Below are 25,266 nucleotides of genomic sequence, written 5' to 3' on the forward strand. Positions count from 1 at the left end.
ATCACCGACCTTTTCATTTATTATGATTATACGTACCGAAACAGATTAACTATTACTTTTTTAGACACTTCTGTTTCTTTCTAACCATCTAAATGAAGTTATTTTTTGTTTTGTTCATGTAGACTATACATAAACAATCGGTGTTGGTCTATTAGGGTCTGTATCATAAAGTTTTATCTGTTCTTTCACATCAATATCTTTTTCAGCTAAAACTTGTGAAACAGACATTCGAGCAATTTCTTTCATATTGTTATCTAAACTTAAATGAGCTAGATAAATCCTCTCTGTCTGATCGCCAATAACATCAGCCATTGCCAATGCTGCATCCTCATTTGAAACGTGCCCCACGTCGCTCAAAATACGACGCTTAACGCTCCAAGGATACCTGCCCATGCGAAGCATCTCAACATCATGGTTGCTTTCAAAAACATAAGCCTGACTATTTTTAATAATGCCTTTCATACGATCACTTACATAGCCAGTATCCGTAATTAACGTCAGTTTTTTATCTCCTTGATGAAAAACATAAAACATTGGTTCAGCAGCGTCATGCGACACACCAAACGATTCAACATCAATGCTTCCAAATGTTTTATTTTCACCAATTTCAAAGTGAAATTGTTGATCCGGTGATACCTGGCCAATTAACCCGTCCATAGCTTTCCATGTTTTTGCATTTGCATAAATAGGTAGCTTATATTTACGGGCTAACACACCTAGCCCTTTAATGTGATCACTATGTTCATGAGTTACCAGTATCCCCGATACGTTGTGAATATCTCGATCGATTTCTTGAAAAAGTGACTCCATTTTTTTACCACTTAAGCCTGCATCGACTAATAGCGATTGGTCTCCATCACTTACAAAAATCGCATTTCCAGTACTACCGCTAGCTAGCACGCTAAAATGCAAACTCATTTTTCTCACTCCAATATACTATTTTGAACTCTTTTGAATGATTTGCCCTTCAAAAGCATTTACAAAATAGTCAACATCTTCGTCTACGACAACGTGCCAAGTAGGTGCAAGGACCTGTGAGCTTGGCAAAGGTAAATCAAAAGTATAATAACCTAACTCTATTTCTGTTACCGTGCTTTTTTCGGTTAACTCTTCTTTTAAATACAGATTTTCAAGCACTTTAATTGGCGCAAGAACTTCTTGTTCATCGTCTAAAGGCTCGATATTTTCCATAAGGGTCTGCTCATAAGAAGTAATTTCATTTTTGTCATTCAAATGCGCAATGACAATGCCATTTTCATTATCGTAAATAACTTTATTTTTATACTGTTGATAAAATGTAATTGTATTTTTATCTTCATTGATTTTCCAAAGTGTATATGCATTGCCGGAAAGAACATAGTCTTGTAAGAACTGGTTTAGCTTTGATGTTTTATTCTTTGTAGGAACAGGAACTGGTTTGTCTAACGTACTTTCAATTGTTTTTTCATCAATTAATTTTGCTTTTTGCTTTTTAAGCTTTTTCAAATCGCTTTCACTAAACCCTTTACTATTTGCGTTTAGTGAAGATGCATTTTTTTCAATCTTAGGAAGCTCCGTGTAAGTAATTCCTTCTGCAGCTAGCTGATCTTCAATACTTGATTCAACAAATAATGAATACTGATCTTGATCATGCTTTTTCATGAATTGATAAATTAAAAATAAATCTAAGACTAGGAACGTTACAATGAAAATCGATTTCGTTTTATTCCAATCCACCGTTTACGCCTCCTTCATCAGGTAACGTAACTCGGTACCACTTGTTATTATAGTAGTAAAACCAAGAAGGAACCAATGTAACGGAATTTGAATCATACTCGGCTTTATCCTTATCTTTTTGTTGATTGTTCCCAATCCCTTCCTCAAGCTGATATCCAATTGATATGTCATTTAGCAGAGAAGGATCAAAATCCTGATGCTTTTCAATCATTTCAATTACTTCTTGAGGAGACTGGAGCTGCACTTTCGTTTCAGGTAAGGAAACTTGAACAAAGCGATACAAAGGTCGACGATAATTTAAGACTTCAGCATTACCCCACCTTTGATAGATTTCTGTCATGCCTTGGTTGCTATATACAGGGTGATTATCGTGATAGTAACGATATGTAATCTCTTTTGTTACACGATTCCAACTATCAAAACGGTAATCGGGCTCTGTCCATCCAGCATGATCATTAACAAAGCTAAAGCTACGATTTAATAAATTTGCGTCATCATTTGATTCTGTATTCGAATTCACCAGGTTAACATACTCCATCACATTTGTTCGTGTATTTACATTAATAACCTTTGTTCCTTCTGTATACAGCTCTCTATATGCTAAGCTTTCTGTTCGGGCATAACTTGGATTTGTAAACAGCGCATCTTGAAATTTACGAATATCTAAAGGTGCTTCATATGCATAAAGCTTGTGCATATCAGGCGTTTGAGCTGGTATGAAAATATAACGGTTTTCATTCTTTTTATAAACTACGCAACGCTCTGCTGACGTTCCCGCATCTGCTAATTTTTGCACATCGTTCTTCACTACATTACTAATTTTTACTGCATACACTTTTTGTTGATTATAGTTCACCAAATACATGTTTACAGACAAAGTAGGCGTCTTTTTTATCTTTATGACTACCCGATCAAAATCTATCCTTGGTAATTTATCTGTGGTAAAGCTAAACATTTGCTGAAAAGTTTCCACTGGTATTAGGTCTGGATATACAATTTCTACAGAATTATTATCATGAACATAGTTTAAAAAGCCACTAGGCTCAATGGCACTCGAAACATCCGTAATATCTGCTAATTTCCACGTTTTCATCTCTTGCAACCATGAGTCTATTTGCTTTTCTTCATGAGACAGATAGTGACTGCCGCTTTGGTGATAGAGTACCTTCGTAGGACGTATATATTCCTCCAGTTCACTCTTTCCACCTACCTCAGCCTCTTGAAGGTTTTGGGTTTCAGTATTTAAATCAGAAGGTGATTGATAGGACCATAAATTCCAAGTCAGGAATAAGCTTAAAACCACCAGAATCACTAGCACAATGGTTTTTATATTTTCATATCTCATTCCCATTCTTCATCATTCTCGCTTTCAATTGGGAGTGTGAAGTAAATAGATGTCCCAACCCCTTCTTTACTTTCTGCCCATATTCGACCATCATGAGCTTCAATAATTTCTTTTGCAATCGCTAAACCTAAACCTGTTCCTCCTAGCTTACGCGTTCTCGCTTTATCCACACGATAAAAGCGTTCAAAGATTTTAGACAGATTTGACTTTGGTATTCCCATGCCTTGGTCTTTAATACTCACCACAATTTCATGCGTGTGTTGTTTAATGGAAAACGTAATTGTTCCCCCTTCTGGTGAATACTTAATCGCATTTGAAATAATATTATCTAATACTTGCGTAATTTTATCTTGGTCAATCGCTACATAGATGGATTCATCAGGTAGTTCTCTAACAAAAGTAATTCCTTGCTCAATTGTCATTTCAAAACGATCAATAATGTAATGATAGAACTTTACAAAGTTAACCGGATCTCGACTAAAACGATAGTCTTCGCTATCTAACTTAGATAATTGCAACAAGTCATTAACTAAACGAATCATGCGCTCTGTTTCTGTTTGAGTAACATGTAAAAAGTTTGGAGCTATCTCTTTATCCTGCCACGCGCCTTCTGCCAAAGCATCTAAGTAGCTTCGCATTGTGGTCAAAGGTGTTCGAAGTTCATGAGAGACGTTTGCTACAAACTCTCGTCGATCCTGATCGATTTTCTCTTGCTCTGTAATGTCGTGCAAGACAATAATAATTCCGTTGATAAAACCTGTTTCCTTTTGAATAGCTGACACAGTGGCTCTCAAGATAAACGGTTCTGTTTTCGTACTAAAATCAAGGATTAGTGAATCTTGATTAGCCAATAAGCTTTCAAATGTATGTGTTTCATCTAAACCTAAAAGCGTGACAATAGGCTCTGACAATACAGTTTCACGTGAAACGTTTAACATCGACGCAGCTGGGTCATTAATTAAAATCACTCTACCTTTACGGTCAGTAGCAATAACACCATCTGTCATATGAGCAAGTACAGAGCTTAGCTTACGCCGCTCTCCTTCAGTAGTAGCTTGTGCTTCTTGCAGTTTCCTTGTCAAATTATTAAACGTTAAGGCAAGCTGTCCTATCTCATCATAACCGTAGACCTTTGCTTTTCTTGAGAAGTTTCCTTTTGCCATTTCTAATGCCTGCTTACGCATCTCAGACATTGGTCGTGTAATCGTTTGAGCCAAAAACACACCTAAAAGTGCTGTAATAACTAACGATATAACTGTACCGGAAGCAAAGATGCTATTAATTTTCCTCATTTGCTCGTAGACCGGCTCCATCGTCGCAATTAAATAAACAGCACCTAGTATCTCTTGTTCTGACTGTAAACTTTCTCGGCTATTTGGATTAGTAGAAGCATTTCCTCCTACATCATCCTGTAGACGAATAGGCACAGTCAATACTCTAATTCTGTCACCACTTTTACGATATACCTTATTAGAAGATGTGCCTGCTAAAAGAGCATTTGTAACGGCTAAATCATTTATTTTTTTCCCTACTATTTGTTCAGGGTTTGGGTTTGATGTCCCTATAATACGTCTATTCGGGTCAATAACGCGCACTTCTAATATATCTTTAGAAGAAATCCCTTGCATAGAAGCAAAGTCTCTCAGCACTACTTCTAAGTCTTCTTCTAAAGTAGGGGACGTGTCGTTACGTGTTTTTTCTAGCTCTTGTTCAATATTATAAGCAAGTAACCCTACCCGTTCTGTCAATGAATTTGTAAAGTTATTAACAAGTTCTTTTTCTAACTGGCGTACAAAATAAACACCAATAATTTGCATTGCAATTAAAATAAGCAATACATAAATTAATACAAACTTCAAATGAATGGACTGAAAAAACCGGACTTTCTTCATAACGTAGCGTTACTCCTGCTCTGGACTACGCAAATAATAACCTACCCCACGTCTTGTTACAATCCACATTGGATGGCTTGGGTTATCTTCAATTTTCTCACGTAATCTTCGAACAGTAACATCAACTGTACGAACATCACCAAAATAGTCATAGCCCCATACTGTTTGTAACAAGTGCTCTCGCGTCATAACTTGTCCGATATGCTTTGCCAAGTAATGCAGCAATTCAAATTCACGATGTGTCAATTCAATCGTTTCTCCACGCTTTGAAACAATATAAGCATCAGGATGAATGACAAGTGCACCTATTGTAATCTCATTGCTCTCTTCTTCTTCAACATTATTTGAAATCTGTTGATGTCTTCTTAAATTTGCTTTCACTCGCGCCAACAGCTCTCTCGTACTGAAAGGCTTTGTTACATAATCATCTGCACCTAGTTCAAGGCCAAGTACTTTATCAATTTCAGAATCTTTAGCGGTCAACATAATAATTGGCATATCATACTTTTTTCGAACTTCTCGACACACTTCCATGCCATCTTTTTGCGGTAGCATAATATCTAACAGAATCATTTCTGGTTGTACTTCTTCCACCTTTTCAAGTGCTTCTACACCATCGTAAGCGCAAAACACTTCGTAACCTTCTTTTTGCAGATTGAACTTTAAAATATCTGCAATTGGCTTTTCATCATCTACTACTAAAATACGTTTATCCATGATCATCGTTCTCCTTTTATCATTTCGAACAAAAAATAGGAAAGTAAGTATTCATAATGTTTGAATACACTAATTGTATTATACTTCATAACATAGTAATCGTCACAAATTCATCCTCTACTATACAACAACAGCATTAATTTTCAACCATATACAAACAAAAAAGCATGACTTTTAAAAGTCATGCTTTTTATGGCTCGGGACGGAATCGAACCGCCGACACAAGGATTTTCAGTCCTTTGCTCTACCAACTGAGCTACCGAGCCATCATCAAATGGCGGTCCCGACGGGAATCGAACCCGCGATCTCCTGCGTGACAGGCAGGCATGTTAACCGCTACACCACGGGACCCTCAGTTTATAATATGTAATAAAAATGACCCGTACGGGATTCGAACCCGTGTTACCGCCGTGAAAGGGCGGTGTCTTAACCGCTTGACCAACGGGCCATAGTAATAAAAGTGAGCCATGAAGGACTCGAACCTTCGACCCTCTGATTAAAAGTCAGATGCTCTACCAACTGAGCTAATGGCTCATACTATGAATATCAGCGACATGTGTAATAATAACATGATTTAGATACTAAATGCAATAGTTTTTTTAGAAAAACATTTTTAAGAAATGAATTTAACAAAAAACCAACGTTTAAGAAACTAAACGTTGGTTTTTTTACACTATTAGCTATAAACTCCGCGTAATACGTTTGTTTGTTTACGATCTGGTCCCACTGAGAAAATGGATAACGGAATACCAGTTAATTGTGAAACACGCTCTAAATAATGACGTGCATTCTCAGGTAACTCATCTAAAGATTTCACACCTGTAATATCTTCCGTCCAACCTGGAAGCTCTTCATAAACAGGCTCACATTTAGCTAAAACGTTTAAGCTAGCTGGGAATTCTTCAATGATTTTACCTTCATAACGATATGCTACACAGATCTTCAATTTTTCAATTCCTGTTAGAACATCGATTGAGTTTAAAGATAAATCTGTGATACCACTTACGCGACGCGCGTGACGAACAACTACGCTGTCAAACCAACCAACGCGACGTGGACGACCTGTTGTTGTTCCGTATTCACGACCTACTTCACGAATTTGATCACCAATTTCGTTTGTTAATTCTGTTGGGAACGGACCGTCACCAACACGAGTTGTGTATGCTTTTGATACACCCACTACATGCTTGATTTTTGAAGGACCTACACCTGAACCGATTGTTACCCCACCAGCAACAGGGTTAGAAGAAGTTACAAACGGATATGTTCCTTGGTCGATATCTAACATAACACCTTGTGCACCTTCAAATAATACGCGACGACCTTCGTCTAAAGCATCATTTAATACAACAGACGTATCGACAACATATTTTGCAACCTGTTGACCATACTCGTAATATTCATCTAAGATATCTTCTAATTTAAAGCCTTCTACTTCATACATTCTTTCAAGAAGACGATTTTTTTCAGCTAAGTTTTGCGTTAATTTTGCTTCAAACACTTCACGGTCTAATAAATCTGCAATACGGATACCTACACGTGCAGCTTTATCCATATATGCTGGACCAATTCCTTTTTTCGTTGTTCCAATTTTATTATCACCTTTGCGCTCTTCTTCTACCTCATCTAATTTTAAGTGGTAAGGTAAAATAACATGCGCACGGTTACTAATACGTAAGTTATCTGTTGTTACGTTACGATCATGTAGATATTTTAATTCTTGAACAAGTGCTTTTGGATCTACAACCATACCATTTCCAATCACACAAACTTTATCATCATAAAAAATCCCTGAAGGAATTAAATGTAATTTGTACGTTTCACCATTAAACTTAATCGTATGACCAGCATTGTTTCCACCTTGGTAACGTGCAATTACTTCTGCATTTTCTGACAGGAAGTCTGTAATCTTCCCTTTTCCTTCATCTCCCCATTGTGTTCCTACTACAACAACTGAAGACATATCTTAAGCACCTCCGCTTAGTAAGCAACAGCCTACTACGACATAATTTAACCGTAAATAAGTGTATCAATTTATCATAGTAAAGTCAATGTAAATCCGAACTATTTAATCTTAAACAAAGATAATATACTGCTTTTTACCGAACATATACGATATATATACAAAAAAACCTCTCGAATTGAGAGGTTTATGCACCTGGTGGTACACCCGAATCATCAAAGCGTCTTTCTAAGTTTACGAATTTATTATATTCCTTCACAAAAGCTAATTGCACCGTTCCAACTGGCCCGTTACGCTGCTTAGCAATGATAATTTCGATAATATTTTGATTTTCAGTATCTTTTTCATAGTAGTCTTCACGATATAAAAAGGCAACAATATCAGCATCCTGCTCAATACTTCCTGATTCACGAATATCCGACATCATTGGTCTTTTATCTTGACGTTGCTCAACTCCACGTGAAAGCTGAGATAGTGCAATAACAGGAACTTGAAGTTCACGTGCCAATGCTTTTAACGAACGAGAAATCTCCGATACTTCTTGTTGACGATTCTCGCCGCTTCGACCGTTTCCTTGAATTAACTGTAGATAATCAATTAAAATCATTCCTAGGCCGCCTTCTTGCTTCAGACGTCTACATTTTGAGCGAATTTCTCCTACTCGTACACCTGGCGTGTCATCTATATAAATACCAGCATTAGATAGAGAGCCCATTGCCATGGTTAGCTTTCCCCAATCTTCCGATGTTAAAGAGCCTGTTCTTAACCTTTGTGCATCAATATTACCTTCTGCACAAAGCATCCTCATAACAAGCTGTTCCGCTCCCATCTCCAAACTGAAAATCGCTACGTTTTCATCTGTTTTGGTTGCTACGTTTTGGGCAATATTTAGCGCAAATGCAGTTTTACCTACCGATGGACGTGCGGCAACAATGATTAAATCGTTTCGCTGAAACCCTGCAGTCATGCGGTCTAAATCAGTAAACCCTGTTGGAATCCCTGTAATGTCACCTTTACGATTGTGAAGAACTTCAATATTGTCATAGGTTTGTACCAAAACATCTTTAATATTTTGAAACACGCCCGTATTTTTACGCTGTGCTACTTCTAAAATGTTTTTTTCCGCTTCATTCAATAAGACTTCGACTTCATCTTCTCTCGCATAACCCTCTGAAGCAATATCAGTCGCTGTTCGAATAAGCCTGCGAAGAATCGATTTTTCCTCTACGATTTTCGCATAGTATTCAATGTTAGCAGCAGTTGGTACAGAGTTAGCTAAATCGCTTAGATATGCCACTCCACCTATTTCTTCTAAGATTTTTTGATTTGCTAAATCTGATGTAACCGTAACTAAGTCGATCGGTTCACCTTGGTCTGAAAGTTTTAGCATGCATGTAAAAATCTTTTGGTGAGCTGCTCGATAAAAGTCTTCTGGAATTAATAACTCAGACGCTAACGTTAAAGAAGATGGCTCTAGGAAAATTGCCCCTAATACCGCCTGTTCAGCTTCGATATTTTGAGGCGGTAGACGATCAGCAAAAAGATCATTCATAGTTTATGCCCCTCTATCGCTTTTTCGATTATCGCAAATGTTGGCGCGAAATTCTTCGCGCCAACATTTAATTTATTCTTATTTTAACCTTACTATTTATAGACTAATCCTTGTTTATCATTAGTTTTGTTCTGTTACATGAACCTTTACTGTAGCCGTTACTTCAGGATGTAGTTTTACAGGTACATTTGTATAACCTAGCGCACGAATAGCATCATCTAGTTCGATTTTACGCTTATCAATTTTAATGTTATGTTTTTTCTTTAATTCTTCTGCAATTTGCTTGCTTGTAATAGAACCAAATAAACGGCCACCTTCACCTGATTTAGCTTTTAACTCTACTGTTAAAGATTCGAGCGTGTTCTTTAGTTCTTTACAGTTTTCTAATTCTTGTGCAGCTTCTTTTTGCTCTTTTTTCTTTTGAGCATCTAATACTTTTACATTACCACCTGTTGCTTCAACAGCATATCCATTCTTCAATAAGAAGTTATGTGCATAACCATCGGCTACGTTTTTAACCTCTCCTTTTTTCCCTTTACCTTTTACATCTTTTAAGAAAATGACTTTCATGATTTTTTACCTCCATCCAAGTATTCATCAATTGCTTGCTTTAATAGCTCTTCTGCTTGATCTAACGTCATGTTTTGTAATTGAGTAGCTGCATTCGTTAAATGACCGCCGCCTTGTAAGCTTTCCATAATTACTTGAACATTGATATCACCTAGTGAGCGAGCGCTGATTCCAACAAGCTGATCTCTTCTTTTCGAAATAACAAATGAAGCAACGACTCCACTAATCGATAATAATGTATCGGCAGCTTGTGCAATTAACACTTGATCATACGTTTCAGCTTCATCTGCTCTTGAGATAGCAATTCCTGCTTTATAGATTTCTGCGTGTTCAATAAAACGAGCTCTTTGCACATATTGATTAATGTCTTCTTTAAGGAACTTTTGAACAAGAACTGTATCAGCTCCCTGAGATCTTAAAAAGGACGCAGCATCAAACGTTCGAGAACCAGTTCTAAGGGTAAAACTTTTCGTATCTACAATAATCCCTGCCAATAAAGCAGTGGCTTCTAGCATATCAATTTTAAAACGCTTAGGTTGATATTCTAATAGCTCTGTCACTAATTCGGCAGTAGAGGAAGCATATGGCTCCATATAGACGAGTAGAGGATCTTCAATAAAGTCCTCGCCTCGTCTATGATGATCAATGACCACAACGTTTTCAACTCGATTTAATAATCGTTCTTCAATTACAAGTGAAGGCTTATGAGTATCGACAACCACCAGTAATGTATCGTCACCCACTAGATTAAGTGCCTCATCAGGGGTAATGAATCGTTCCCAAAGATCAGGACTTTTCTTAATCTCTTCTAGAAGCCGCTTTACACCCGTATCAATATGTTGAGGATCTAAAACGATAAATCCATCTTTTTGATTTACTTGTGCTACTTTTAAAATACCAATTGCAGCGCCTATCGCATCCATATCTGGATATTTATGCCCCATGATAATAACCTGACCACTTTCGGTGATAAGCTCTTTTAAGGCGTGCGAAATGACACGTGCACGTACTCTTGTACGCTTTTCCATTGGATTTGTTTTGCCACCATAAAACTTCACCTTACCATTTGGTTGTTTAATCGCTACTTGATCTCCACCACGTCCTAGTGCTAGGTCAAGGCTGGATTGAGCTAGTGCACCTAATTCAGGTAATGGAGAGGTTCCAGTACCGATTCCAACGCTTAGTGTAAGCGGTATATTCTGTTTAGACGTTTCTTCACGTACTTGATCTAAAATTGAAAATTTACTACGTTCAAGATGAAGTAATGTTTGCTCATTCATAATTGCAATAAACTTCTCAGAAGACGTCCGTTTGATAAAGATACCATATTCTTGAGCCCAATGATTAAGCAGAGAAGTAACTTGGCTGTTCAGGTTACTTTTCACTTGATCATCCATTCCTTGTGTAAGCTCATCATAGTTATCTAAAAAGATAATACCGATGCTGGTTCTTTCATCAGCATACAATTTTTCAATTTCTATCTGCTCTGTAACATCGAAAAAGTAAAGTAGACGTTCTTCTCTTTTGATAATTACTTTAAATTTTCTTTCATGCAAAGTGACTACTTCTGTCTCAACTTCTTGCTTAATTAACGGAACAACACTTTCGGCTACATCATACAAGGAACGTCCTACTAATGAATCCTCATCAAAACAAGAAGCTAGAAAAGGGTTAGTCCATTGAATCTGATATTCATCATTAAACAACATAATCCCAATCGGCATCTCCATTAATGCCTCTTCCCCCACTTTTTTCACCCGGTGAGAAATCATTGAGATATACTTTTCAAGCTCGTCTACTAACATTCGTTCCATTTTAATAAACAGCAGCAAGGTCACCAGTAAAAGCACAAAGCCCCCTACGCCAATCATCCAGTTGTGATATGTCACTACCCCTACTAAAATAAGAGCAATACTGTACAGTAAATAAAATGGATAACGAATGATATTTTTCTTTGTAAAGACAGGCATCTATTTCAGCTCCTAATCTTTAAGTTCCACATTAACTTTTATTTATCCACATTCCCAATACGCTTACGTAAATTAAATCCTAAATCAATTATACCTAAGATGCGTACAAATTGAAGGAGAATTGGCAGAATAAATGCCAAAATTGTTACAATCACTGGAATTGCTTTCGAATAACCTTTTTGATATGAAAAATAAAAGATAAAAGAAAATCCTTGTAACATGACTAACATTTGCAAGGCCATCGCTAAATTTAAGATAGCGATAAACATAAATGATCCCTCTTCAAAATTAAATGAAGGAAATGATAAAATTAATACAATTAAATAGTACCAAATTACACTTTTAGGTAATTGCAGTTCACGAAATGGTGGAAATGATTCAATATCATGCTTCAAACGTTTTAATACAGATGCAGCGATTAACTGAGAAAAGAAGGCACAAACAACCCCCAACATGACAATAAACAGTGGAAGTAAATATTTAAAAGTTGTAATGGTTTGTTCCAACTGTTGAATCTGTTCATCTGTAACGGTTTGTCCTAAACTTTTCATCATATCAACGCTTTGATCAATTGACTGATTCAACGCATTGTTCATTTCACTAATTAAGTTAACATTCATAAGCAAACTTGATAGCACAAACATTAGCAAAAATGCAAGGCTAAAAGCAATGGTTCCACCTAACAATACGCTGTATCGCGCTTTTTTCTGTTGATACAAGTAGCCAATTACAATACCGCTTATACCAAAAACCATTGTTGCTGGTAATGTTACAACTGTCCCAAATAATAATGTTAACAATAAAGATACAATAAAAAACAGAATGGATCTTTTCACACCATGTCTAACTGTATAAACAATAAACGGTACAGCAAGAGCAAGAGTTAAAAACCCACCAATAACCGGTATGTATAGGAGAAACAACAACAGCGCTACAAAAAGGGCTAAAAGTGCTGCTCCTTCGGTAATATAACGAATCCCTTTCACAACTTCACCTCGTATTGTATAAACTATTACTTATTGTATCGATTCAATACAAGAGAAGCAACTATTTCACCAGTTTATCTATTTAGATGTAAAAAGAGACAGCAAGGAAGTCCTCACTGTCTCTTTTTATATTCATTATTCACCTGAAACATATGGTAATAATGCCATTTGACGAGCGCGTTTGATAGCGATCGTTAATTTACGTTGGTATTTAGCGCTTGTTCCAGTTACACGACGAGGTAAAATTTTACCACGCTCTGAAACGAATTTTTTAAGCATATCTACATCTTTGTAGTCGATGTGAGTGATGCCGTTTGCTGTGAAGAAACAAACTTTACGACGTCTGTTACGTCCACCTTTACGTCCACCTGCCATTGAAATACGCCTCCTTCCCTTTTAAACTCTATCCGATTGTATACTTCGCACTTATCACTTTTTAGAATGGTAAGTCATCATCAGAGATGTCGATTGTTTCACCATTATTTGCAAATGGATCATTATCAACGCGAGTATAACCTTGATTACCTGAGTTACGGTTCTGATTATCTCCAAATGGAGAGCCTTGTCCAGATCCACCAGTGTTAGCAAAGTTATTGCGTTGCATATCCCCGCCACCACTTTTTGGTTCTAAGAATTGCACACTTTCTGCCACAACCTCTGTTACATAAACTCGACGACCGTCTTGTCCTTCATAACTACGAGACTGTAAACGTCCATCAACACCAGCTAAACTACCCTTTTTCAAAAAGTTTGCTACATTTTCAGCAGGACGACGCCATACGACACAGTTAATAAAGTCTGCCTCACGTTCACCCTGTTGATTTGTAAATGCGCGGTTGACTGCTAGTGTGAATGTTGCAACTGCAGCTCCATTGGGGGTATAACGTAATTCAGGATCTTTCGTCAAGCGTCCTACGAGAATTACGCGATTCATCATCAGAACCACTCCTTAAGGAAAAAACTATTTATTTAAACGATAAATTAAGCTTCTTGTTTAACAACGATATGACGGATAATGTCTTCGTTGATCTTAGCAAGACGATCAAACTCAGAAACTGCTTCTGAAGTCGCTGCTACGTCAAGAATCATGTAGTAACCATCGCGGAAATCGTTGATTTCATAAGCTAAACGACGCTTACCCCATTCTTTAACGTTTGCAACTTCTGCACCATTGTCAGTTAAAACACCGTTAAAGCGCTCAACTAATGCTTTTTTTGCTTCGTCATCAATGTTTGGACGGATGATGTACATTACTTCATACTTTCTCATCACTGTCACCTCCTTTTGGTCTAACGGCCCTAAACGGGCAAGGAGCAATAATTATATTACTCACGATTTAAAATTATATCATGTAAACTTTCGAAACGCAATGATATTAAAAGAGTTTCGTTTAAAAGAAAAAGTACGGCTTAAAGCCGTACTTTTTATACGTTGAATCTAAAATGCATAACATCGCCATCTTTAACGATGTATTCTTTTCCTTCAAGACGAACTTTTCCTGCTTCACGTGCAGCTCCCATTGTTCCAGCTGCTAATAAATCTTCATAAGATACCGTTTCAGCACGGATGAATCCACGCTCAAAGTCTGTATGAATAATACCCGCACATTCAGGTGCCTTCATACCTGTTTTGAACGTCCATGCGCGTACTTCTTGCTCACCAGCTGTGAAGTATGTTGCAAGACCTAATAAATCATAAGTGGCACGAATTAGTTGGTCTAAACCTGATTGCTCAATTCCAAGCTCTTCAAGGAACATTTCTTTTTCCTCACCTTCAAGCTCAACAATTTCAGATTCAATACGAGCACAAACTACAATTACTTCTGCGCCTTCTTCTTTCGCATATTCACGTACTTTCGCTACATATTGATTTGATGACGCATCCGCTACCTCATCTTCTGATACGTTCGCTACATACAGAATTGGTTTAATTGTTAAAAGGTGTAGCTGCTTAGCAAGCTTTAATTGCTCATCAGTAAATGAAACAGAACGCGCAGGTTGTCCAGCTTCAAACGCTTCTTTTAGCTTTTCTAAGATTTCATACTCATACATTGCTTCTTTATCTTTTTGTTTCGCCATCTTTTGAACACGGCCAATACGCTTGTCCACAGTTTCTAAGTCAGCTAGGATTAGCTCTAAATTAATTGTCTCAATATCTGAGATAGGATCTACTTTCCCCGAAACGTGAGTGATATTTTCATCTTCGAAGCAACGCACTACGTGACAAATTGCATCTACTTCACGAATATGAGATAAAAATTTATTTCCTAATCCTTCACCTTTACTCGCACCTTTTACAATTCCTGCAATATCTGTAAATTCAAATGCTGTTGGAACTGTCTTCTTAGGTTTTACAAGCTCAGTAAGTTTATCTAAACGCTCGTCAGGAACTTCTACAATCCCAACATTCGGATCAATTGTACAGAAAGGGTAGTTAGCAGACTCTGCTCCCGCTTGTGTAATTGCATTAAATAAAGTTGATTTTCCTACGTTCGGAAGACCAACAATTCCAGCTGTTAAAGCCATATGATCATTCACTCCTCTTTTATATAACCGAAAACCAGTTAACCTTTCACAATTATAGTAATTCACATTTGAAAACACAAGCTTTATTGATTGGAAAAGCCTGTCCTAGTTCAGTATTTATATGAATTACTTTTTCAGTTATTCTTCATGTTTAACTAAGATCTTTTTCATTTTTCGAGCAAAATCCTTACGAGGAATCATGACACTATGACCACAGCCTTCGCATTTAATTCGAATATCCATTCCCATTCGAATTATTTTCCATCTATTCTCTCCACAAGGGTGGGGTTTTTTCATTTCTACAATGTCATTTAAACCAAATTCTTTTTGATTCAATTACTGTGACCTCCTTGATTTTCTCGATGAGTTAATACATTTTTAGGATCTTCACCACGATTATACATAATCATCTTCGCAAACGGAACTTCAATACCATGCTCATTTAATCTCATTCTTACTTCTTTACGAATCATACGTGATATGTGAAAATGCCTCATTGGTTTCACTTCACTTGTAATGCGCATAACAACTTCATTTGCTTGCATTGTTTGAACTCCTAGTAATTCTGGTGTTTTTACCATATCTTCATATTTCCCAGGCAATTCTTCTAAGAGTTCTAGAATAATTTTTTCCGCTTTTTGAATATCTTCTTCATATGAGATACTAACATCTACAAATGCAATGCTGTTATGAAGCGAAAAGTTGGTCACTTCTATAATACTTCCATTAGGCAAAATATTAATTTCTCCTGTCCAACTTTTAATTTTAGTTGTCCGCAAACCAATCTCCTCCACAGTACCTTCAAATGTACCAATTCGCACATAATCTCCTACAGAAAACTGATCTTCAAAAATAATAAAGAAACCTGTAATAACATCCTTTACTAAATTTTGAGCACCAAACCCTACTGCTAAACCAACGATTCCTGCTCCTGCTAATAATCCCTTTACCTCAATTGTCATCGTTTCCAGAATCATAACAAGCGCAATAAAATAAACTGCATACGTAAATACATTTTGAATTAAACGTACTAACGTTGCTTCTCTTCGCTCTGAAATACGCAGTGGGCTTTTTGTCCGAACCTCTATCATTTTATTTAAAAACATTTTCCCAAATCGAATTAATAACATTGAAACGATAATAATGAGTAATATTTTAATAAAACCTATACCTATATTAGCCCACGTCTCTTCTTTAAAGAACGTCTGAAACGTCGTTTTTAAAAAGGTTTGAATTGATTCCATGCTGCAAGCTCCCATTCTCATGATTGTCATAATATTTTAGTTTATTTTAGCAAGTTTTATTTAATTTTTGTAGATATTTCGTATTGGATAAACTAGTAAAGCCGCTAATAAGAATAGATTAACCATACCATATAAAGGGTATAAAACAGCAATTAACTTAGAAAACCCGAGTTTTGTAAATGGAATCATAATGATGACAAATATAATGGCCATTTTCCATAACGAAGTATTTTCATTCCTGCGAAATCTAGTGGTTAAACCTAGTATCCCTGATACTGCTGTTGTATAGATAGCCACTAACAATAAGATACTCATAATAATTAGCATAAAAAACGGAAAACTTTTCATTATAGCAAATAACGGAATTTCGTAATCTGGTAACAAATCTGAAACCTGTAAAAGTGATTCATTATAAACAAAGGATAAACCACCAATTAGCAAACCACTCCCTATGGAAGCAATATGAATTTCTACTTTTGTTTTAATCTCATTTCCAATGGTTGTGAGAACTGCAACGAGAGGGAGAATATTTAAAGCCGTAAAAGTAAAGCCTGAAGACCAATTATGTTGATGACGCCAGTCAATGTCTAAAATATGCTGGCTTTTTAAAATAAAAAAAAGAAGTACACTAATTAAGCCGATAACAAGTACAGGCATAATATAGGAATTAATAGAGAGCATTCCTTGAATACCTCTAATAAACACCAGGATAATTAATAAACTAAAGGTCATAATGCCTAACCAGTATGGAAGCTGAAATGTTTCTAACGTAGCGCCTCCACCTGCAATCATAATAACTGTTGTTGAAAATAAATAAAAAATGATTAAGCTATCATAAAGGAAAGCCCACCTTTTTCCAAACACTTCAATAAGCAATGGATAAAATTGATTTGTTTTCAATTGAAAGCTAATACTCATAATTACTTGACAACAAATAATAAAGATAATAGTAAATAAAAGCAGAGCCAGTCCACTTTCTTCGCCGAAGAATTGCCAAAGTTCTCTTCCAGATGCGTAACCAGCTCCAATAATTGTACCTAAAATAAGAAACATCCATTTAAAGCCCTGCTTCAACATAAATTCCTCCTTTAAGTGAAATGTATGTATAGAATATTAAAAATCTTCGTATACTGTTACTACTATGTATAAGGAGTGGAACCTATGAATCTAAAATCCTCCTTCTTTGAGAAAACATCACGTTCAATTCGTATTTTTCATGATGAAGAATTTGCTGCTCAACAATTAAGTAAACAGCTAGGGTTGTTACTTCCAGCTGATCCTGCTAGACCGGTCGTAATTGTTTGTATCGGAACAGACCGCTCAACTGGAGATTCATTAGGACCATTAGTAGGCACGAAATTAAAAGAAAAAAGCCTTTCTCATTTTCATATATATGGCACATTAAAAGATCCCATTCATGCTGTGAATTTAAAAGATACGTTAAAAATGATTCAAAAAGAATTTGATAACCCTTTTATTATCGGCATTGATGCTTGTTTAGGAAGAATGAAGAGTGTAGGATCTGTTTCATTGGGAATAGGGCCGGTAAAGCCTGGTGCGGGCGTAAATAAAGAGTTACCTCCTGTGGGTGATATTCATATGACTGGAATTGTAAATGTAAGTGGCTTTATGGAGTTTTTTGTACTACAAAATACAAGACTTTATTTAGTCATGAGCATTGCAGAATTAATTGCTACTAGTATTCAATATGCTTATCAAACTCATAGAGGACCCTCTGTCTCTTTGTCATCTCATAGTTATCAATTAGAGTATGAAAAATAAAAAGGTTGTCCTAATAATTAGGACAACCTTTTTATTTTTGCTCAATTGAAATATGTTCTAATAACTCTAATAAGCGATTTAAATCATCTTGAGTAAAGAACTCAATTTCAATCTTTCCTTTTTTCTTAGTTCTCGTAATATTTACGGGAGTACCTAGTTTTTCCTGCAACTTTGTTTCATTTTCTCTAATAAAGATATCTTTTGTTTTTTGAGGTTTTTCTTTCTTTGTTTCACGTGAAACAGATTGATTAAGGTGAGAAACGTAAGCCTCTAATTGTCGAACATTTAAGTGCTCTGTTTTTATTTTTTTAATTACTTTTGGAAGTAATGATTTATTTTTTAATCCAGCTAATGTACGACCGTGTCCCATTGAAATTTCGTTATTTGAAATTAACATTTGCACTTCTTCTGGAAGCTGTAACAAACGTAGATAATTGGCAATATGCGGTCGACTTTTGCCTAGGCGAGCTGCCAATTGCTCTTGTGTCATATCAAGTTTTTCAATAAGAAGATGGTAAGCCATTGCTTCTTCGATTGGAGTCAAGTCTTCACGCTGCAAGTTCTCAAGCAACGCCAACTCCATCATTTGCTTTTCTGAAAAATCTTTTACAATAACAGGGACCGTTGTTAAGTTTGCTTCTTTTGCTGCTCTAAATCTACGTTCTCCAGCTAGGATTTCATATCCTTTAATACTTCTTCTAGCAACAATCGGTTGTAGAATTCCATGGTGTAAAATGGACTGCTTTAACTCCTCGATTGCTTCTTGCTGGAACGTTTTACGCGGTTGATAAGGATTTGGCCTTAATTCATTAATATCAATGTCTTGAATTGAATCTGTAGCTTGTGTATCTACCCCCGAAAATAAAGCATTAATACCTTTACCTAATCCTTTCGCCATTATATATCACTTCCTTCGCAAGTTCCATGTATACCGCAGCCCCTCTAGACTTTGAATCATATAAAATAACTGGTGCACCATGACTAGGTGCTTCACTAAGACGAACGTTTCGTGGAATAATTGTTTGGTAAACACGTTCTTGGAAATACTTTTTGACCTCAGCAGTAACTTGGAGTCCTAAATTCGTGCGTGCATCTAACATTGTTAATAGGACACCTTCAATTCGAAGGTGATGATTTAAATGTTTTTGTACTAATCTTACTGTGTTAAGTAGCTGACTTAAACCTTCTAGCGCATAATATTCACACTGAACAGGAATCAATACTGAATCTGCTGCTGTTAAAGCGTTTAATGTCAATAAACCTAAAGAAGGGGGACAGTCAATAATAATATAATCATACTGATCTTTTACTGTTTCTAATGCCCTTTTTAAGCGTACTTCCCTGGAAATAGTTGAAACAAGTTCAATTTCTGCACCTGCTAATTGAATTGTTGCAGGGATAATTGATAAGTTTTCCACAGCTGTTGGGCAAATGACCTGTTTTGTATCCATATCTTCTACAACAACATTGTAGACACAAGCATCTACATCTGCTTTTTCAATTCCTACACCGCTTGTTGCATTTCCTTGCGGATCACCATCTACTAACAGTACTTTTTGACCATGCTGCGCTAAGCATGCACCTAGATTGACAGCAGTAGTCGTTTTTCCAACTCCACCTTTTTGATTAGCAACCGCCACTATTTTCCCCAAGTTGTCACCTGCTTTCATTTCCCATCCATTTATTGTTCTTACTTTCAGTTCGTGCTTAAACTAATTATAAAAAAGCCTCATCGTAAGCAGATGAGGATTATTTTAATCTTTATTTCTTTGGAATTTTAATCGTAAACTGATAGTACTCCTCAAATTCCTCTTCTTCTGTATTCAGCTTAATTCCACTATCATTAACCATTGTTAAAGACTGACGAATTGTGTTCATAGCAATACGAGTATCTTTACTGAATGCTTTTCGTTTTGCTCTTGGTTTTTTCACCTGTGTTTCTAATAGTTTAGCTACACGTTCTTCCGTTTGTTTCACATTAAGCTTACCCTCGATAATGTCATTTAAAAGTTGAAGTTGCTTTTCTTCATTCTTCAGAGGAATAAGTGCTCGTGCATGTCTTTCTGTAATTAACTTTTGTTTAATAGCATCTTGTACAGGAGAAGGAAGTTTTAATAATCGAAGTTTATTTGCAATTGTTGATTGGCCTTTGCCTAGTCGCTGAGCAAGAGCTTCTTGCGTAAGATTATGTAACTCTAGTAATTTCGCATAGGCTAATGCCTCTTCAATCGCCGTTAACTCTTCTCTTTGTAAATTTTCAATTAATGCTACTGACGCTGTCTCAGTGTCATTAAAATCTTTTATAATAGCAGGAACTCTTTCCCAACCAAGTGACTGAACTGCTCGCCAGCGACGTTCACCAGCAATTAACTCATACTCATTATCATTGACCGGTCGAACAACAATTGGTTGTATAATACCATGCGTATGAATAGTAAGTGCTAGCTCTTCTATTTTAGATTGATTAAAAACCGTACGTGGCTGATAGCGATTGGGAGTAATACTTGAAACCAAAATTTGCTTTACTTCATCTTTTGAAACTTTTTCGACATTTTCAATTTGAGGTTCTTCTGAGGCTACCGAGATAGCTTCATCTTTTTCTTTTAAATTAAAAAAACGTGAAAAAGCAGATTTCATAATCCTACACCACCTTCAGGAAAATCCCGCCTTAAAACTAATTCGATATTTGTCGTTAATATCCTTCTTTGCTCTAGGAAAATGTTAATGTAAAGAATGTTTCACAAGAAACATTCTTTACATTAACGTGCCTTTTATCCCATTTATTCAAGTGGTGATTTAATAGGCATTCCTGGTTTTCTTGGATATTTCTTCGGCGTTTTTGCTACTTTATCTACTAAAACAATATAACGTTCGCTTTGTTCAAATGGCAACTGGAAATGTTCAATTTTTTGTACTTTTCCACCTAATACTTTAAAGGACTTTTCGCCATTTTTTAATTCATCAGGTGCAGAAGATCCCTTCATGGCAATAAATCGACCATTTTCTTTTACAAGAGGTAGGCAAAATTCGTTTAAAACTGAGATACGAGCTACAGCTCTAGCTGTTACTAAGTCAAAGGATTCACGAATTCCTTCTTTTTTCCCAAACTCTTCTGCTCGATCGTGATAAAGTGACACATTTTCCAAACCTAACTCCTCGGTTAAATGTGTTAAAAATGTAATTCGTTTTTTTAACGAATCCACAATTGTAACGTGAAGGTGAGGGAAGCAGATTTTCAATGGAATACTTGGGAAACCAGCACCTGCTCCTACATCACAAACGCTCTCAATAGAGTGAAAGTCTTGAAAGAAAGCTGCTGATACAGAATCATAGAAATGTTTTTCATACACTTCACCATGCTCTGTAATAGCCGTTAAATTCATTTTTTCATTCCACTCAACGAGAATTTTATAGTAACGTTCAAATTGATCAAGCTGAGAGGAAGAAAGAGTAATTCCTTTTTCCTCTAGCAACTGTTGAAACTGTGAAATATTCATTGCGTTACCCTTTCCTTTACCAATAAGTTAGTCGTTTGATACTTTTGCAATTTTACCTTGTTCAATATAAACGAGAAGAATGGAAATATCCGCTGGGTTAACTCCTGAAATACGTGATGCTTGAGCTACTGTTAAAGGACGTACTTCTTTTAATTTCTGGCGCGCTTCGTTAGCTAAACCATGAATAGCATCATAATCAATTAAATCAGGGATTTTTTTGTTTTCTAACTTCTTCAAACGTTCAACTTGCTGCAATGATTTTTGAATGTAACCTTCATACTTTGTTTGAATTTCAACCTGCTCAGCTACTTCTGGATGGATTTCAGTTTCTGCAGGGACAAGCTGACTAATATGATCATATGTCATCTCTGGTCGTCGCAATAGCTCAAGGGCTCGAATACCGTCTTTTAATTCACTACCCCCAGCGCTTCGAATTACGCTTTGTACTTGCTCATTTGGCTTAATAATTGCTGCATGCAGACGATTTTTTTCAGCTTCAATCTCTGCCTTTTTAGCCTGGAATGAAGCATAACGCTCTTCGCTAATTAAACCAATCTTATATCCGACATCTGTTAAACGTAAGTCCGCATTATCATGGCGAAGAAGTAAACGATATTCTGCTCTTGATGTTAATAAACGATATGGTTCATTGGTACCTTTTGTTACTAAATCATCGATTAAAACACCAATGTAAGCATCTGCTCGACCTAAAATTAGCTCTTCCTTATCTAAAGCACGACAACCAGCATTAATACCTGCAAGTAAACCTTGACCTGCCGCTTCTTCATAGCCGGATGTTCCATTAATTTGACCTGCTGTATACAGATTTTTTACCTTTTTCGTTTCTAATGTTGGCCATAATTGCGTTGGTACAATTGCATCGTACTCAATTGCATAACCAGCACGCATCAACTGAGCTTTTTCTAACCCAGGAATTGTTTCAAGCATCTTACGCTGGACGTGTTCTGGTAGGCTTGTTGATAAACCCTGTACATAAACTTCTTGAGTGTGACGTCCTTCAGGCTCTAAAAAGATTTGATGACGTGGTTTATCATTAAAGCGTACAACCTTATCTTCGATTGAAGGACAATAGCGTGGGCCTGTCCCTTTAATCATTCCAGAATACATCGGTGATAAGTGAAGGTTATCGTCAATAATTTGATGCGTTGTTTCACTTGTATAGGTTAACCAACAAGGTAGTTGATCTGTAATGAATTGTGTAGTTTCATATGAAAAAGCCCGTGGCACATCATCACCAGGCTGAATCTCCGTTTTACTGTAATCAATTGTCTGGCTATTAACACGCGGAGGCGTACCTGTTTTAAAGCGTACCATCTCTAAACCAATCTCTTCTAAGTGTTCCGATAGCTTAATAGCAGGCTGTTGATTGTTAGGACCACTTGAATACTTCAGTTCTCCTAGAATGATTTCTCCACGAAGGAACGTACCTGTTGTAATAACAACTGTTTTTGCTTTATATTCCGCTCCTGTTTGCGTCACAACTCCTGTACAAACACCATCTTCAACGATTAATTTTTCAACCATACCTTGAACAAGTGTTAAATTCTTTTCATTTTCCAGGGTTTTTTTCATTTCATGCTGATAAGCGAATTTATCTGCTTGCGCCCGTAAAGCACGTACAGCAGGACCTTTACCTGTATTCAACATTCTCATTTGAATATGAGTTTTATCAATATTTCGTCCCATTTCTCCACCAAGTGCATCAATCTCTCTTACTACAATCCCTTTTGCAGGACCACCTACAGATGGATTACATGGCATAAATGCAACCATATCTAAATTGATTGTTAAAGCTAATGTCTTTGCACCCATTCGTGCAGAAGCTAGTGCAGCTTCACATCCAGCATGTCCAGCTCCAACAACAATTACATCATATTGTCCACCTTCATAATGCATAAGAATAACCTCCTTTTAACAATTCTTTATTTCCCAAGACAAAATTGAGAAAATAGCTGATCAATTAAACTTTCATGCACAGCATCACCAATAATTTCTCCAAGCAGCTCCCACGTTCTTGTTAAATCAATTTGAACAATATCAATTGGAACTCCACTTTCAATTCCTTCAATTGCTTCATTGATTGCGTTTTGCGCTTGTGCTAGTAATGCAATATGTCTTGTATTTGATAAATAAGTTAAATCTTGTGACTCAATTGTTCCAGTAAAGAACAGAGAAGAAATAGCTTCCTCTAGCTCTGAAATCCCTTGTTCTTGCAACAGAGAAGTTGTGACAACTGAACGATTTCCAGCAAGATTTTTCACTGCAGTCATATCTAGTTTTTGCTCTAAGTCTGTCTTATTAACAATGACAATGTAATCCATTCCTTTAACTGCTTCAAACAGTTTACGATCTTCGTCTGTTAACTCTTCATTATAATTGAGAACAAGTAAAATTAAATCCGCTTCTTGTAAGTATTGTCTAGAACGCTCTACTCCAATTCGTTCAACAATATCTTCTGTTTCGCGAATTCCAGCTGTATCTACTAGGCGTAGTGGTACGCCACGAACATTAACATATTCCTCAATTACGTCGCGAGTAGTTCCAGGAATGTCTGTTACAATTGCCTTAGTATCTTGAACTAAGCTATTCAAAAGTGAAGATTTACCAACGTTTGGACGACCTACAATCACTGTTGCTAACCCTTCACGTAAAATTTTACCTTGCTGAGATGTTTGTAGAAGGTTATCAATCTCATTTCGAACTCGAGTCGCTTTTTCAATTAATACACGATGGGTCATTTCTTCAACATCATCATATTCAGGGTAATCAATGTTTACTTCCACATGAGCAAGCGTTTCAAGAATTTCTTGACGCAAACGGCGGATTAAGTTAGAAAGTCGACCTTCCATCTGTCCAATTGCTACATTCATCGCTTTATCTGTTTTAGCACGAATTAAATCCATGACTGCTTCTGCTTGTGATAAATCGATACGACCGTTTAAAAAAGCACGCTTTGTGAACTCCCCTGGTTCTGCCAGACGTGCGCCATTTGCCAAAACAAGCTGCAACACACGATTCACAGAAACAATTCCTCCATGGCAGTTAATCTCAATAATGTCTTCTCTCGTAAACGTTTTAGGGCCTTTCATAATAGAAAGCATAACCTCTTCAATCGTTTGTCCATTTTTAGGATCAACAATGTGACCGTAATGAATGGTATGAGAAGGTACTTCATTTAATCTTTTATTTGAAACACTCTTAAAAACACGATCCGCAATACTTACCGCTTCTTCTCCACTTAATCTTACAATTGCAATTGCGCCTTCTCCCATTGGAGTAGAAATTGCAGCAATAGTATCAAAATCTAACATTTGAGTTTCACCTCATCCCTTTGGACTAATTATGCTATTATTAAAACGATTTTTTACTATCGTTCACATTTTTATAAAAACAAAAACATACCTTATTAAAATTAAGGCAATCAACTAACTAGGATACCACAATTCAATCAATAAAAAAACGAATAGCAGTTATGCACAACCTCAA

The 25,266-nt window shown here is 36.5% G+C and carries 24 protein-coding genes and 4 tRNA genes; 1 reads left to right on the forward strand and 27 read right to left on the reverse strand.

Going from position 1 to position 25,266, the window contains the following annotated elements; all coding sequences use genetic code 11:
- Window positions 1-123: 123 nt before the first annotated feature.
- The 21 genes from EPL02_RS09800 to EPL02_RS09900 all read right to left on the reverse strand — a co-directional run bounded on the left by EPL02_RS09800 (window position 124) and on the right by EPL02_RS09900 (window position 17,557).
- Window positions 124-918 (reverse strand): MBL fold metallo-hydrolase, encoded by a 795-nt coding sequence (locus EPL02_RS09800; protein ID WP_094910947.1) that lies wholly within the window; start codon window positions 916-918, stop codon window positions 124-126.
- An 18-nt stretch (window positions 919-936) separates the two neighbouring features.
- Window positions 937-1,716, reverse strand: coding sequence for a two-component system regulatory protein YycI (locus tag EPL02_RS09805; RefSeq protein ID WP_131887571.1), 780 nt, complete (start codon window positions 1,714-1,716; stop codon window positions 937-939).
- On the reverse strand, window positions 1,703-3,061 hold the full coding sequence (locus tag EPL02_RS09810) for a YycH family regulatory protein (RefSeq protein ID WP_286175388.1): 1,359 nt from the start codon (window positions 3,059-3,061) through the stop codon (window positions 1,703-1,705). The genes EPL02_RS09805 and EPL02_RS09810 overlap by 14 nt, the downstream gene beginning before the upstream one ends.
- Entirely contained in the window at window positions 3,058-4,953 is a 1,896-nt protein-coding gene (gene walK, locus EPL02_RS09815; protein ID WP_094910944.1) for a cell wall metabolism sensor histidine kinase WalK, read from the reverse strand. Before walK ends, EPL02_RS09810 begins: the two co-directional genes overlap by 4 nt.
- A 9-nt stretch (window positions 4,954-4,962) precedes the next feature.
- Window positions 4,963-5,670: a response regulator YycF gene (gene yycF / locus EPL02_RS09820; protein ID WP_076513581.1), complete on the reverse strand. Its 708-nt coding sequence runs from the start codon at window positions 5,668-5,670 to the stop codon at window positions 4,963-4,965.
- A gap of 193 nt (window positions 5,671-5,863) precedes the next feature.
- A tRNA-Phe gene (locus tag EPL02_RS09825) sits at window positions 5,864-5,936 on the reverse strand.
- A gap of 9 nt (window positions 5,937-5,945) precedes the next feature.
- Window positions 5,946-6,021, reverse strand: a tRNA-Asp gene (locus tag EPL02_RS09830).
- A gap of 25 nt (window positions 6,022-6,046) precedes the next feature.
- Window positions 6,047-6,118: transfer RNA gene (locus EPL02_RS09835), tRNA-Glu, on the reverse strand.
- Between the two features lie 13 nt (window positions 6,119-6,131).
- Window positions 6,132-6,204 (reverse strand) — tRNA-Lys (locus EPL02_RS09840).
- Window positions 6,205-6,346: 142 nt separating this feature from the next.
- A complete protein-coding gene (locus EPL02_RS09845) occupies window positions 6,347-7,633 on the reverse strand; it encodes an adenylosuccinate synthase (protein WP_094910943.1) in 1,287 nt (428 codons plus the stop codon).
- A 187-nt stretch (window positions 7,634-7,820) separates the two neighbouring features.
- Window positions 7,821-9,185, reverse strand: a complete 1,365-nt coding sequence (dnaB, locus tag EPL02_RS09850; protein WP_131887572.1) for a replicative DNA helicase — start codon at window positions 9,183-9,185, stop codon at window positions 7,821-7,823.
- A 120-nt stretch (window positions 9,186-9,305) separates the two neighbouring features.
- A complete protein-coding gene (gene rplI, locus EPL02_RS09855; protein ID WP_025907889.1) occupies window positions 9,306-9,755 on the reverse strand; it encodes a 50S ribosomal protein L9 in 450 nt (149 codons plus the stop codon).
- On the reverse strand, window positions 9,752-11,725 hold the full coding sequence (locus EPL02_RS09860; protein ID WP_094910941.1) for a DHH family phosphoesterase: 1,974 nt from the start codon (window positions 11,723-11,725) through the stop codon (window positions 9,752-9,754). Before EPL02_RS09860 ends, rplI begins: the two co-directional genes overlap by 4 nt.
- Window positions 11,726-11,763: 38 nt before the next feature.
- Window positions 11,764-12,711: a YybS family protein gene (locus EPL02_RS09865; RefSeq protein ID WP_094910940.1), complete on the reverse strand. Its 948-nt coding sequence runs from the start codon at window positions 12,709-12,711 to the stop codon at window positions 11,764-11,766.
- 135 nt (window positions 12,712-12,846) lie between these two features.
- On the reverse strand, window positions 12,847-13,086 hold the full coding sequence (gene rpsR, locus EPL02_RS09870) for a 30S ribosomal protein S18 (protein ID WP_013059913.1): 240 nt from the start codon (window positions 13,084-13,086) through the stop codon (window positions 12,847-12,849).
- Between the two features lie 61 nt (window positions 13,087-13,147).
- On the reverse strand, window positions 13,148-13,648 hold the full coding sequence (gene ssb, locus EPL02_RS09875) for a single-stranded DNA-binding protein (protein ID WP_025907886.1): 501 nt from the start codon (window positions 13,646-13,648) through the stop codon (window positions 13,148-13,150).
- Window positions 13,649-13,692: 44 nt separating this feature from the next.
- Window positions 13,693-13,980: a 30S ribosomal protein S6 gene (rpsF, locus tag EPL02_RS09880; RefSeq protein WP_025907885.1), complete on the reverse strand. Its 288-nt coding sequence runs from the start codon at window positions 13,978-13,980 to the stop codon at window positions 13,693-13,695.
- A 155-nt stretch (window positions 13,981-14,135) separates the two neighbouring features.
- Window positions 14,136-15,236, reverse strand: a complete 1,101-nt coding sequence (ychF, locus tag EPL02_RS09885; RefSeq protein WP_025907884.1) for a redox-regulated ATPase YchF — start codon at window positions 15,234-15,236, stop codon at window positions 14,136-14,138.
- A 138-nt stretch (window positions 15,237-15,374) separates the two neighbouring features.
- On the reverse strand, window positions 15,375-15,572 hold the full coding sequence (locus EPL02_RS09890; protein WP_094910939.1) for a DUF951 domain-containing protein: 198 nt from the start codon (window positions 15,570-15,572) through the stop codon (window positions 15,375-15,377).
- Window positions 15,569-16,480, reverse strand: coding sequence for a mechanosensitive ion channel family protein (locus EPL02_RS09895; RefSeq protein WP_131887573.1), 912 nt, complete (start codon window positions 16,478-16,480; stop codon window positions 15,569-15,571). Before EPL02_RS09895 ends, EPL02_RS09890 begins: the two co-directional genes overlap by 4 nt.
- A 60-nt stretch (window positions 16,481-16,540) precedes the next feature.
- Complete coding sequence (locus tag EPL02_RS09900; RefSeq protein WP_094910937.1) at window positions 16,541-17,557, reverse strand: YkvI family membrane protein; 1,017 nt, start codon at window positions 17,555-17,557, stop codon at window positions 16,541-16,543.
- 84 nt (window positions 17,558-17,641) lie between these two features.
- Between EPL02_RS09900 and yyaC the strand changes: the two genes are divergently transcribed.
- Window positions 17,642-18,262 (forward strand): spore protease YyaC, encoded by a 621-nt coding sequence (gene yyaC / locus EPL02_RS09905; RefSeq protein WP_094910936.1) that lies wholly within the window; start codon window positions 17,642-17,644, stop codon window positions 18,260-18,262.
- A gap of 31 nt (window positions 18,263-18,293) precedes the next feature.
- On the opposite strand, the gene EPL02_RS09910 is transcribed toward yyaC, so the two are convergent.
- The 6 genes from EPL02_RS09910 to mnmE all read right to left on the reverse strand — a co-directional run bounded on the left by EPL02_RS09910 (window position 18,294) and on the right by mnmE (window position 25,091).
- A complete protein-coding gene (locus EPL02_RS09910) occupies window positions 18,294-19,160 on the reverse strand; it encodes a ParB/RepB/Spo0J family partition protein (protein ID WP_131887574.1) in 867 nt (288 codons plus the stop codon).
- Window positions 19,141-19,914 (reverse strand): ParA family protein, encoded by a 774-nt coding sequence (locus EPL02_RS09915; RefSeq protein ID WP_131887586.1) that lies wholly within the window; start codon window positions 19,912-19,914, stop codon window positions 19,141-19,143. Before EPL02_RS09915 ends, EPL02_RS09910 begins: the two co-directional genes overlap by 20 nt.
- A 109-nt stretch (window positions 19,915-20,023) precedes the next feature.
- Complete coding sequence (gene noc / locus EPL02_RS09920; protein WP_094910935.1) at window positions 20,024-20,899, reverse strand: nucleoid occlusion protein; 876 nt, start codon at window positions 20,897-20,899, stop codon at window positions 20,024-20,026.
- Between the two features lie 143 nt (window positions 20,900-21,042).
- Window positions 21,043-21,759 carry a 16S rRNA (guanine(527)-N(7))-methyltransferase RsmG gene (rsmG, locus tag EPL02_RS09925; protein WP_094910934.1) on the reverse strand — a complete coding sequence of 239 codons (717 nt, stop codon included), beginning with the start codon at window positions 21,757-21,759 and terminating at the stop codon, window positions 21,043-21,045.
- A gap of 27 nt (window positions 21,760-21,786) precedes the next feature.
- Window positions 21,787-23,676, reverse strand: a complete 1,890-nt coding sequence (gene mnmG, locus EPL02_RS09930; RefSeq protein WP_094910933.1) for a tRNA uridine-5-carboxymethylaminomethyl(34) synthesis enzyme MnmG — start codon at window positions 23,674-23,676, stop codon at window positions 21,787-21,789.
- A gap of 26 nt (window positions 23,677-23,702) precedes the next feature.
- Window positions 23,703-25,091, reverse strand: a complete 1,389-nt coding sequence (mnmE, locus tag EPL02_RS09935) for a tRNA uridine-5-carboxymethylaminomethyl(34) synthesis GTPase MnmE (protein WP_094910932.1) — start codon at window positions 25,089-25,091, stop codon at window positions 23,703-23,705.
- Between the last annotated feature and the right edge of the window lie 175 nt (window positions 25,092-25,266).

The organism is Bacillus sp. CBEL-1 (genome assembly GCF_004348885.1).
Taxonomy (GTDB): Bacteria; Bacillota; Bacilli; order Bacillales; family Bacillaceae_H; genus Priestia; species Priestia aryabhattai_A.